11 protein-coding genes are annotated in these 11,255 nt (G+C 46.5%); 7 read left to right on the top strand and 4 right to left on the bottom strand.

All coding sequences use genetic code 11. The features are described from left to right. Positions 1-62 precede the first annotated feature (62 nt). The 3 genes from C943_RS13995 to C943_RS13985 are packed head-to-tail and all read right to left on the bottom strand — an operon-like array spanning position 63 to position 2,240. Complete coding sequence (locus C943_RS13995) at positions 63-671, bottom strand: Uma2 family endonuclease (protein WP_008628968.1); 609 nt, start codon at positions 669-671, stop codon at positions 63-65. A gap of 60 nt (positions 672-731) precedes the next feature. Further along, positions 732-1,883, bottom strand: coding sequence for a cysteine desulfurase family protein (locus C943_RS13990; protein ID WP_008628966.1), 1,152 nt, complete (start codon positions 1,881-1,883; stop codon positions 732-734). A gap of 9 nt (positions 1,884-1,892) precedes the next feature. Then, positions 1,893-2,240 (bottom strand): winged helix-turn-helix transcriptional regulator, encoded by a 348-nt coding sequence (locus tag C943_RS13985; RefSeq protein ID WP_008628963.1) that lies wholly within the window; start codon positions 2,238-2,240, stop codon positions 1,893-1,895. A gap of 119 nt (positions 2,241-2,359) precedes the next feature. Here C943_RS13985 and C943_RS13980 point away from each other — a divergent pair, with 119 nt between their 5' ends. The 7 genes from C943_RS13980 (at position 2,360) to C943_RS13950 (ending at position 8,908) form a co-directional block, all read left to right on the top strand. Then, complete coding sequence (locus C943_RS13980; RefSeq protein WP_008628960.1) at positions 2,360-3,124, top strand: type 1 glutamine amidotransferase domain-containing protein; 765 nt, start codon at positions 2,360-2,362, stop codon at positions 3,122-3,124. 13 nt (positions 3,125-3,137) lie between these two features. Next, entirely contained in the window at positions 3,138-3,938 is an 801-nt protein-coding gene (locus C943_RS13975) for a DUF481 domain-containing protein (protein WP_157198559.1), read from the top strand. A 4-nt stretch (positions 3,939-3,942) separates the two neighbouring features. Beyond that, positions 3,943-4,878, top strand: coding sequence for a bestrophin family protein (locus tag C943_RS13970; protein WP_008628946.1), 936 nt, complete (start codon positions 3,943-3,945; stop codon positions 4,876-4,878). A 27-nt stretch (positions 4,879-4,905) separates the two neighbouring features. Then, on the top strand, positions 4,906-5,523 hold the full coding sequence (locus tag C943_RS13965) for an NADPH-dependent F420 reductase (RefSeq protein WP_008628945.1): 618 nt from the start codon (positions 4,906-4,908) through the stop codon (positions 5,521-5,523). Further along, positions 5,520-6,251, top strand: coding sequence for an SDR family oxidoreductase (locus C943_RS13960; protein ID WP_040480698.1), 732 nt, complete (start codon positions 5,520-5,522; stop codon positions 6,249-6,251). The genes C943_RS13965 and C943_RS13960 overlap by 4 nt, the downstream gene beginning before the upstream one ends. Before the next feature lie 157 nt (positions 6,252-6,408). Next, positions 6,409-6,756 carry a hypothetical protein gene (locus tag C943_RS13955; protein WP_008628942.1) on the top strand — a complete coding sequence of 116 codons (348 nt, stop codon included), beginning with the start codon at positions 6,409-6,411 and terminating at the stop codon, positions 6,754-6,756. Between the two features lie 115 nt (positions 6,757-6,871). Further along, entirely contained in the window at positions 6,872-8,908 is a 2,037-nt protein-coding gene (locus C943_RS13950) for a glutamine--tRNA ligase/YqeY domain fusion protein (protein ID WP_008628941.1), read from the top strand. A 184-nt stretch (positions 8,909-9,092) separates the two neighbouring features. On the opposite strand, the gene C943_RS13945 is transcribed toward C943_RS13950, so the two are convergent. Next, a complete protein-coding gene (locus C943_RS13945) occupies positions 9,093-11,255 on the bottom strand; it encodes a xanthine dehydrogenase family protein molybdopterin-binding subunit (protein WP_008628936.1) in 2,163 nt (720 codons plus the stop codon).

Raw genomic sequence — 11,255 nt, 5'->3', positions numbered from 1 at the left:
ATTTTTTTGCTCTCTGAATGACAGCCTGAAAGCCGACGGGATTTTGAAGCTGGGTTTAGGTTTCAGTCGATATCCTTGAAAAAGTCCTCTAAATCCAGTTTGAACCCGCTGATAGCCATAGATTCCACGATATCTCCGGAAGTAAGCAGGCGGGTTGTCTGATACTTTCCCTCAACCAGTGTGTAGATCAGTAGATTCTGGTTTTCGGGATGGATGATCCAGTATTCTTTCACGCCCTGGGATTCATAGAGTCTGAATTTGTGCCTGAGCTCGGTTTCGCTGTTGCCAGGAGAAAGGATTTCCACGATCAAATCCGGCGCACCGATACAGCCACGGTCGTCGAGCTTTTCTGGATCGCAAATGACACAGATGTCAGGCTGCACCACATCATGAATCTTACGGTCATCTTTTGATTTCTTTGGAAAACGCACGTCAAACGGGGCAGTATAAACTTCGCATTTCTTACCCTTTAGAAATCCGGACAATCGAAATGAAAGCTCACCCGATACCTTCTGATGAATTCGCTTCGGTGCAGCAGCAGCTTTTTTGAAAATCTTTCCCCTGATAAGCTCGACTACTTCATCAAACTGCCAAGTCAAATAATCGGCGTACGAATACATTCCATATTCGGCTTCGGGTTCATTGACAATATCTGGCTTTTTGGTTTCCATACCTTAAATATACTGAACCTACATCGCTTGTGTTCTGTATTTTGTAAAATCGATTCTTTGTTATGAGCCAGGTGAAAAACCTCCCCTTACCACCTCTCTCACCCAATCCAAAGCGGATTGGATCTCTTGCTCCGAAGTGTTTGTTCCGAGGGAAAAACGTACGGACGATCTGCCCAAGTCAGCGGGAAGGCCCATGGCGGAAAGGACGTGTGATGGCTTTGGTGAAATACTCGTACAGGCCGAACCTGAACTCACGGCGATTTTTCTGTTCAATTGTTTGAGCAATTCCTCACCTTCTACACCCTCAAAGGCTATGTTGGAGACGTGGGGCAGTCTGTTTTCGCGACTGCCGTTTAAATATGTTCCAGTTATTTTTAGAAGCTCGATTTCCAATTTATCGCGCAGAACACGTAGCCTCTCCCCTTCTTTCACCATTTCTCTCAATCTGATTTTGGCAGCTTTCCCGAAGCCTACAATTCCCGGCACATTGAGCGTACCGCTTCGGAAGCCTTTTTCATGCCCACCCCCGAGCATGATGGGAAGAGGTTTTGGCAATTCATGGTTGTGGCGGATGTATAATGCACCGACGCCTTTTGGCCCATACATCTTGTGTGCCGACATAGCCATCAGGTGGATTCCCTGCGTATGGACGGGGACTTTTCCCGCAGCTTGTACCGCATCGGTGCAAAAAATGATCCCGGCTTCCTCCGCGATCTCGGCGATTTCCGAAACCGGATGGAGGTGTCCAGTCTCATTGTTAGCCCACATCAGGCAAATCATTTTAGTATCAGGCTTAATTTGCCTTTTCAATTCATCCAAATCAATGGTACCCTGGCTATCAACGTCAAGGTAGGTAACTTCTGCGCCAAGTGATTCGAGTTTTTGGAAATTGTCCAATACTGCCTTGTGTTCTGTTTTGCAGGTGATGTAGTGTTGCCTTTCATTTGAATAGTGTTCAAAGGTCCCGCGTATGGCCAAATTCAGTGATTCCGTTGCCCCTGAGGTGAAAATGATTTCTTTGGTCTTGGCTCCTATCAGCCTTGCGATCTGTTCGCGCGCACGTTCTACCGCATCTTCTGCCACCCATCCGTAAGCATGGCTTTTGCTCGCTGCATTTCCAAAATTTTGTGAAAACCAAGGCAACATCGCTTCCAATACCTCAGGATGGCAGGGAGTCGTAGCATTGTAGTCCAGATATATAGGGTAGTCCATGGCTTTCGGTTATTTATGATCAATTCCAAATTCATTCATCAACTGTAGGCCATAGTTGCGGATCGTGTCAATGATCGGAATGGCGGATAGTCCACGCTCTGTAATCGAATATTCCACCTTCGGAGGCACGACGGGATAAACTTTTCTGACAATAAAACCTTCCTCCTCCAATTCCCTTAGCTGGCTTGTTAGCATCTTGTGCGTAATGTGAGGAATATCCTTCTTCAACTCTCCGTAGCGCATCACGCGATTTTTCAATCTCCAAAGTATGGGCATTTTCCAGGTCCCTCCTATCCTGTCCATCGCAAACTCGACAGGATTGTAGTACAGCTTCTTATTAAATATAAAATCAGGCATAATGAGTCATTTTTCCATTTCTCACCAAAAGGTGCATATCGTGAATTTGGGTAAGTATATTGTTAAAGGTAGTGTAAAAACCAAACTTTGTTCATCCTCAACACAAAAAAGTTACGATCATGACCCAGATTCAAGAAAGACAAAACTACGTGCACTTTCACGGTGCGCCATCCAAAGGAAAAATTCTCATGGTGGCTAGTTCCCCATCCGTCTCCAAACAAACAGGTTGGCCGATTGGCTTTTGGATCGCGGAGTTGACCCATCCTTTACGGGTTTTCCAAGAGGCAGGATACGAAGTGGAGTTGGTGTCCACGGAAGGTGGCAAACTGGAAATGGACAGCTACTCCAATCCTACCGATCCGAGCGGTTACTCAGCCCATGACGTGATTTCACTAGGCTATATGCAGAAGCCTGAATTCAATGCCATGCTGGAAAACACCAAAAAGCTTACAGCGGTAAATCCGGCAGACTTTGATGCTATTTTCCTTGTTGGTGGACAAGGCCCGATGTATACATTCAGAGGAAACGAAGAATTGGAAAAACTATTTGTCGCTTTCTATGAAGCCGGCAAACCAAGTGCAGCTGTTTGCCATTCCACTACCCTGCTCTTGGAGGCGAAAAAGTCCAACGGGGAATTGTTGGTAGCTGGAAAAACCTGGACAGGATTCGCAGATGCGGAGGAGGAATTTGCCGATCAGGCGGTAGGTATGAAAATTCAGCCCTACCGGATAGAAAACGAGGCCAGAAAAATCAAGGGAACAACCTTCAAAGTATCAGCACCCTTTGCCTCTTATGCCATCAAAGACGGCAACCTAATCACCGGCCAACAACAAAACTCAGGCGCTGCTGCGGCTGAAATGGTCGTGGAAATGCTTACCAAATAATTTCATGCAAGGAATGGAGGCAAAGGATTTACGTTTTTTGAAAGACAAAAGGCTACTGATTTGCCTTTTCCTCTATTCCCTTACCTTCCTTGCCAAGGCCCAATTGAATGAAAGCGACACGGCAAGTTTCCAACTTCGTACAGGTGTAACCGGGGCTTTGCAAAAAGGAAACGTGGATTTGCTGATTGTGAGTGGCAGGTTGGATGTCGTCAGCAATACCAACAAAGCCTTGGTATTCAAAAGCCAAAACAACAGCCTTTACCAAGAATTCAGTGGGTTCAAAGTTGACAATGATATCAACAGCAGAAACTACCTGTATTTCAAACCTTTTCGCAAATACTACCCGTTTGCCATGGTTTTTATTCAGACCAATTTTCGGAGGGAAATCAAAAATAGGTTTTTCGGGGGTGCGGGATACACTTGGCAGGTAATCCAACATTCCAAAAACAATCTCAAGCTATCAGGAAGTCTGATTTATGAAAATACTTCCTTTAGAGACGATCAATTCAATGAAGGCTTTTACAATGGGCGAAGCTCCATCCCAATCTGGAGGGGAACGGTCTATCTGGCTGGTTGGCATAGATTATTTAAGCAAAAAGTAAGGCTTTACTATACTGCCTATTGGCAACCAGGCATCGAAGATGTACCCAACAACCGCGCTTCCTTGGAGATGGGAATCGACTTGCCTGTTTGGAAGGGTCTCGCCGCCGCTTTGCAATATACCTACACCTACGAGCAGGTAGTCACTTCAAAAGTCCGGCAGGTGGATCGAATTCTCACCTTCGGCCTGAGCTATCAAATCAAGAAAAATTGACGCTATGATCCTCAAAAGAAATTTCAACCCAATCAAGGTTTTCGGGTATGTCCACAGGGAAATAATCTTTTCATTGCTGGTTTCCATGCTGGTCTGGATAATTTTTGAATTTAAGATAAGCGCTATTGCATTACCCTTTTCCATTTCAGCTATCCTCGGAAGTGCTTTAGCGATTTTTATTGCCTTTCGGAACAATAGCTCCTATGGACGCTGGTGGGAAGCAAGGACCCTTTGGGGCGGAATCGTTAACTCAAGCAGAATCTTGGCGAGGTTGATCATCACGTTTACGGACAGTCACTCACATCAAGCCAATTACGAAAAGGAACGAAGCGAATCCTTCAAAAAGGAAATGGTGGAGTGTTGCATTGCTTGGGCACACGCGCTTCGGCTACACTTGAGAAAACAGGATAATTGGGAAGAACTCCAAACTTATCTTTCTTCAGATGAATTTGATACTTTAACCAATAGTCAAAACAAGCCCAATTTTCTTCAGCTGATGATGGGAAGAAAAATCTATCAGGCCATGTCCAATGGCACATTGGGAGGATTTGATTCCTTTCAAATGGAGGGCCAACTGCTCGCTTTGGCTAACTACCAGGGAAGTTGCGAGCGGATCAAAAACACGCCCCTACTCCGCCAATACGATTTTTTCACAAGGCTATTCCTTTACGCCTTTATGCTCCTGCTTCCGTTTTCATTGATTGGCGACTTCGGCCGTATGGAAATTGGCTATCTAGTAATTCCCGTTACGCTGATCATTTCCTTCGTATTTGCGATCCTGGCCAAGGTCGGCGAAGTCAATGAGGATCCATTTGAAAACCGAATCACAGATGTGCCATTGACGGCACTTTGCATAACAATTGAACGGGACTTGAGAGAGATGCTTGGCGATAAGGATCTTCCCGCACCTGCTAAGCCTTTTGAAGGGTATTTGTACTAAATTAAACATCAATCAACCGACCATCATATGAAAATCGCAATCATCGGAACCGGAAATGTAGGCGGCGCACTTGCAACAAAATGGGCCAAGGCAGGGCATCAGATCTTTTTGGGTGTGCAGGATCTTACGAACTTCAAGGGAAAAGAACTGCTGAAAAATCCAAATACCACTGCACATACCGTGGGCGAGGCTGTAACAAAAGCTGACATCATCTTGATCGCAACGCCCGCTCCAGCCGCCGCCGAGGTTGCCCAATCCTTAGGGGACACCACCGGCAAAATCATCATTGACGCCATGAACATTGTCATGGGACGTGGACCACAGGGATTCAAAACTACCGCAGCGGCAATTCTGGCGAATACCCAGACCAGAGATATTGTCAAATGCTTCAATACTACTGGTTTCAACAATATGATCAATCCTGTTTATTACAATCAGGCCATTGACATGTTTGTTGCCGGAGACAGTGAAAAGGGGAAAGCCGCAGCCATCCAATTGGCTAAAGACGCGGGATTTGGGGAATGTTATCCTATCGGTGGCAATGACAAATTCGAGTTGATGGAACAATTCGCCTGGTTTTGGATCAACTTGGCCATGTTCCAAGGACAAGGACGGGAAATCGGATTTAAACTTTTGAAAAGGTGAAAATAGCCTTGGTGACCGGCGCCTACAAAGGGCTTGGATTCGAATGGTGTAGGCAATTGGCAAAAGGCGGCTACAAGGTCATCCTGACGGCAAGGGATTTTGAAAAGGCTCGTGAAGCGGCAGCAAACCTCAATGATCAGGATTTAGTAGTGTATCCGAGGGCTTTGGAAGTCACCGACGAAGGCCAATTGGCGCAATTGGCGACGTGGTCGGCCGGAATGTTTGGTAGGATCGACCTGATCGTGAACAACGCTGGGGTCAATCCAAAGGATTATGCTGATAAAGATAAAATGGCCAAGGCCTTTTACCTGGACCAATTGGATGCCGAGGAAATGCTCAAAGTCATCCATATCAATAGCATCGCACCCCTGCTAGTCGTAAAACACTTCCGTGGGCTTTTAAAAAAAGGCCAACAACCTGTGGTCTTGAATATTTCAAGCTGGTTGGCATCGGTCAACAATCTCCGCTTCGGTGGACACTATGGCTACGTCGGCAGCAAAAACCTGCTGAATGTGCTCAACAAATCAATGGCATTTGAGCTAAAGCGCGATGGTATTATCTGCCTCAATGTGAATCCCGGCTGGGTCAAAACAGATATGGGAGGCCAAAAGGCGGAGTTCACTCCCGAAGAATCCGTCAAATTGATCATCCAAAATGTACTCGAAAAAGCTAGGCTAGAGAATTCAGGAAGTTTTGTGAATTACGACGGCACACCGCATCCATGGTGAAAAGACTTTCTGAGCCAATTTCCAAGCCCTTGTTTTTCGGAAAATCGTATGGGCCGAGCAGTTTTGATGTTCAATCCGCCTTTTTGCGATTATTACAAGGGCGCTAAGGTTAGTTTTGGTAATTTTGGCTTAAGCAAAGCCTAACCTTTTAAAATAAATGCAAGAAACCTGGACATTTGATTTTCCCTTTGATAGCACTTCCGAGCGATCCATCTCCAAGCTATTGTGCGAAAAGGAAATGGATCTTGGGATTTTTCTTTCCTATTATTATAAAAAGCAAGGTGCTGTCGCTGAAAACGTCAAACTCAAATCGGTACCCCATTTTTCTTCTCGCACAAGTGGGTCGTTGATCTTGGATTTTGATTTGGTTTTTTTCAACGCCTGTCTTGCCATCCATGAGCAAGAGCGCGACAGTGTCCAGGTTCAATTCGAAATCGACGAGGCCAGCAGTAAGCTCAAGTTGATTGGTCCCTATTGGCCGGAGCGCGGGATGGATGAAATCTGAGAATTGAGACGTGAGATATGAGATGCTAGACAAAAGAAAATTTAGGATTTGTCGGGGATGGTTTTTGGTTGTAATTCCTAGCATTTGAAGTATTTTTGGCCCATTATTTTCGACCATGAAAGAATCTACAGAATCCCTGAATTTCATTGAACATATCATCGAAGAAGACTTGGCAAACGGTTTTCCGCAGGAAAAGCTCCGTTTTCGATTCCCTCCAGAACCCAACGGTTATTTGCATATCGGTCATGCTGCTTCCATTTGCCTGAATTTCGGTTTGGGGGAAAAGTACGAAGCGCCTGTCAACCTACGCTTTGACGACACCAACCCTTCCAAGGAGGAACAAGAATACGTAGACGCCATCAAGCGGGATATTGCTTGGCTTGGTTTCAAATGGGCCAATGAATGCTATGCCTCGGATTATTTCCAACAGTTGTATGATTGGGCTTTGCAGATGATTAAGGATGACAAGGCGTATGTAGACCATCAAACTTCCGAACAAATCGCTGCGCAGAAAGGCACGCCGACAAGTCCGGGAACAGCAAGCCCCTTCAGAAATCGCCCAATCGCCGAGAGCTTGGATCTTTTCAACCGGATGAAAAACGGGGAATTTCCAGCGGGTAGCTATGTACTGAGGGCCAAGGTCGATATGGCTTCGCCCAACATGCACATGCGTGACCCCATCATGTACCGCATCATCAATGCCCATCACCACCGCACAGGTGACAAATGGTGTATCTATCCCATGTACGACTGGGCACACGGTGAATCCGATTATGTCGAGCAGGTTTCGCATTCCCTATGTACCTTGGAATTTAGGGCACATCGGGAGCTGTATGATTGGTATTTGGATCAAATCTATGACCCATCGTTGCTGAGACCAAAGCAAAGGGAATTTGCAAGGAGAAATCTGAGCTATACGGTGATGAGCAAGCGAAAGCTTCTTGAACTTGTCCAAAAGAATATTGTCTCAGGTTGGGATGACCCACGCATGCCAACCATTTCGGGCCTTAGAAGAAGGGGCTACACGCCGACTTCCATCCGCAAATTCAGTGATTTGGCGGGTATCGCCAAACGGGACAACGTAACGGATGTCTCTTTGCTGGAGTTCTGCATCCGAGAGGACTTGAACCAAACCGCTACCCGTGTGATGGCGGTGCTCAATCCTGTGAAACTGGTTATTACCAATTATCCAGAAGGCCAAACAGAAATCCTGCATTTGGAAAACAACCCGGAAGAGGCCAATTCAGGTAGTCACGAAGTCCCTTTTTCTAGGGAATTGTACATCGAGCAGGAGGACTTCAAGGAAGATGGCGGCAAGAACTTTTTCCGTCTTTCGCTTGGCAATGAAGTCCGTCTAAAAAGTGCCTACATCATCAAAGGTGAGTCAGTCGTGAAAGATGCGGCAGGAAATATCCTGGAAATCCATGTCACCTACGATCCGGATTCCAGATCTGGAAGCGGAACCGAAGCCAGTGAGCGAAAGGTGAAAGGAACGCTCCATTGGGTTTCCATCGCCCATGCCATCACCGCAGAAGTCAGGGAATATGATCGCCTGTTTTTGGATGAGGCGCCGGATGCACACGAGGAGAAAAGTTTCATGGAGTTTATCAATCCCAACTCACTGAATGTGATCAAAAAAGCTTACTTGGAGCCATTTCTGGCAAATGCCACGATGGATAGCAAGTACCAATTCCAGCGACTAGGCTACTTCACACTTGACCCGGATTCAAAGAATGGGCATCTGGTATTCAATAAGACTGTTGGACTAAAGGACACTTGGGCAAAGCAAAACGTCCAAACGCCAACCCAGGCCCAACCAAAACCACAAGCACCAGCTCAACCCCAAGGACAAAAAAAGGCTTTGAACGAGATTCAACAAATTGGGAAGAAGCTCACCAATCTTTCCGGCGATAAGTTGGAATCTGCGATCAATTCGATCAAAGTATTCGCAGAGGAAGTTAGCTATGAGGAACTTGAGGCGCTTTTTGACACGCCCGCCAAAAAAGTCGGGACACGTATCGCGGTAATGTTGGCTTTGGGCGTGCTGTTGAACAAAGGTCAAGCAAAAACACAGGCAGCCCTGGATTTTATCCTTGCTGGAAAAGCGGATGAAAATGAGCTACTTCGGGTTGAAGCGGAAAAGTTGAATTGAGAGATTTCAAAGTTGGAAAATTACAAAATTTGAAGGTTGAAAAATCAGGGTTTTCCGAGAGCAGAGAAAAAATATAAAAGTAAAGAAAAAAGCCTCCAAATTAAACTTGGAGGCTTTTTTGCATTTCAACAATTGGTTTGGTTCAAAAGAAATTTCGAATTTTCCAATCCAACAAATTTCGAATCTAAGCTCTTCGTATTTCCAGTCGGATATCAGAAAATTCCTTTTGCTCGATAAATGGCTGGCTTCTCAACCTTCTACCCGTTGCTTTGAATATTGCATTGGCAATCGCCCCACCTGTCGGAGGAAGCGCCGGTTCACCCAATCCAGTTGGATCAAAACCGCTATCCACATAGTGAACATCTATTTCTGGAACTTCCTTTAGACGAATCAAGCGATAGGTATCGAAATTCCGTTGTTTCGGTAAGCCATTCTCGAAGGTGAGGTTGCCATACATTGCATGTCCCATGCCATCTACGATGCCGCCGCGCACTTGATGGTTTGCACCAGTGGGATTGATGACCATCCCACAATCCGTCACTGCGGTGATCTTCTTCAAAGTTGGTGTATTGTTTTCCATCACGATATCCGCCACTTGGGCAACATAGGATCGGTGTGAGAAATAAACACTGAATCCTTGTTGCACATCAGGATTTTTACCCCAATTCGACTTTTCAGCAGCTGTTTTCACGACGCCGATCATACGGTCCACATCATAGCCCAATTCGCCAACCGGGTTTGTTTTTGCTCTTTGCAACAAATCCAACCTGAATTGTACGGGGTCTTTTTTGGCGGCTAAGGCGACTTCGTCTAAGAAAGACTGCTCCGCATAAGCCAAGAAGTTGGTAATCGGCGCACGCCAAGCGTTGGTTGTGATGCTGGATTTGTGGTCGATGGATTCGATCAGCACGTTATCGACCGCGCCCGATGGGAAGTTGTTCTCCCGAGTGGAGTTCCCGGCATTCATACCAACTCCCCTGAGTTTGTAGCCGATCATATTGCCCTCAGCATCCAATGCAGCTTCAAACCTGTACCGTACCGCTGGTCTATAGGCACCTCCTGTCAATTCATCTTCCCTGCTCCAGGTCACTTTCACCGGTTTTCCTGTAGCTTGGGAAATCTGCGCGGCCTCCAAAGCAAAATCAGTCCGAAGCCTTCGGCCAAATCCTCCTCCAAGTCTCGTGATCTGAACCGTTACGTTTTCTGGTGGGATTCCCAACAATTGCGCTGTGTCCTGTCTTGCCCGGTCCGGGGTTTGGGTAGGCCCAACCAGTTCCACTTTGTCGCCTTGTACATGCGCAAAGAAGTTCTCCGGCTCCATGGGCGAATGCGCCAGGAATGGACACTGATATTCTGCCGTGACAACTTGTGCCGCCGACTTGAATGCTGCGTCCACATTTCCATCTTTCCTCTTGACATCAGCTTTTCCCGTTGCCAATAACTGTTGGAAAAGCCGGTCATGGTCTGCTGTACTTTCTACAGAGCCATCGGGTTCGTATTCGACTCGAAGCAGTTTCTTTGCTTTCATCAGCGGCCAGGTCTTTTCACCGACCACAGCAACACTGTTGCCGATGACCACCACGTCGGATACTCCTGGAACCGCCCTAGCTGCAGACTCGTCCACAGCCTTAATCTTCATTCCGAACGGTGGACGTTGGATCATGGCATTGACCATTCCTTCGCGGTAGAAGTCCAATCCGAACAGGGGCTTGCCAGTGTACATGTCCTTGGAATCCACGTTTTTGACCGGAGTTCCAATGATCTTGAAATCCTTCTTTTCTTTAAGTTTGACATCCTCAGGAGCTGTCATTGTGGATGCTTCTGCCACAAATTCCCCAAAATGTCCCTTTTTGCTACTTCCTTTGTGGGAAATAACCCCGTTTTCAACGGTGATTTCTTCGGCTGAAACTTGCCAAGTTTTGGCCGCTGCTGCCACCAAAAGATGTCTCGCGGTCGCACCTGCTTTTCTGAGTCTTTCCCAAGAATGAGGCATCGCACCAGAACCGCCGGTCAACTGCCTGTCATATTTTTCAGTATCCAAGTTGGCTTGGAGTACCCTGACTTTGGACCAATCCGCATCCAATTCCTCCGCAACGACCATGGGAAAAGAGGTCTTGATGTTTTGTCCCAATTCGGGGTTTGGAGAATAGATCACTACGTCTCCGGTTGGGGAAATGGAAAGATAGGCATTGAAGTTCTTGGCTTGTGCCAGAATCTCGTCTGTGCTAAGCACCTTCACCTTTGGCGAGTCGCAGCTCGACCAGCCGAAACCAATGAACAAGCCTCCCGTGGCCGTAGCAGCCAATTTCAGGAAATCCCTTCTTTTTGTATCTGTGATTGTTGCCAT

Source organism: Mariniradius saccharolyticus AK6 (genome assembly GCF_000330725.2).
Taxonomy (GTDB): Bacteria; Bacteroidota; Bacteroidia; order Cytophagales; family Cyclobacteriaceae; genus Mariniradius; species Mariniradius saccharolyticus.
Note: the sequence above shows the minus strand (reverse complement) of the source record. Positions and strands in the feature narration are given on the sequence as shown.

Bases quoted from the DNA above. Each gene is read 5' to 3' on its own strand.
- C943_RS13995 (WP_008628968.1), bottom strand. From the start codon at position 671: ATGGAAACCAAAAAGCCAGATATTGTCAATGAACCCGAAGCCGAATAT.
- C943_RS13990 (WP_008628966.1), bottom strand. From the start codon at position 1,883: ATGGACTACCCTATATATCTGGACTACAATGCTACGACTCCCTGCCAT.
- C943_RS13985 (WP_008628963.1), bottom strand. From the start codon at position 2,240: ATGCCTGATTTTATATTTAATAAGAAGCTGTACTACAATCCTGTCGAG.
- C943_RS13980 (WP_008628960.1), top strand. From the start codon at position 2,360: ATGACCCAGATTCAAGAAAGACAAAACTACGTGCACTTTCACGGTGCG.
- C943_RS13975 (WP_157198559.1), top strand. From the start codon at position 3,138: ATGGAGGCAAAGGATTTACGTTTTTTGAAAGACAAAAGGCTACTGATT.
- C943_RS13970 (WP_008628946.1), top strand. From the start codon at position 3,943: ATGATCCTCAAAAGAAATTTCAACCCAATCAAGGTTTTCGGGTATGTC.
- C943_RS13965 (WP_008628945.1), top strand. From the start codon at position 4,906: ATGAAAATCGCAATCATCGGAACCGGAAATGTAGGCGGCGCACTTGCA.
- C943_RS13955 (WP_008628942.1), top strand. From the start codon at position 6,409: ATGCAAGAAACCTGGACATTTGATTTTCCCTTTGATAGCACTTCCGAG.
- C943_RS13950 (WP_008628941.1), top strand. From the start codon at position 6,872: ATGAAAGAATCTACAGAATCCCTGAATTTCATTGAACATATCATCGAA.
- C943_RS13945 (WP_008628936.1), bottom strand. From the start codon at position 11,255: ATGGCAACAATCACAGATACAAAAAGAAGGGATTTCCTGAAATTGGCT.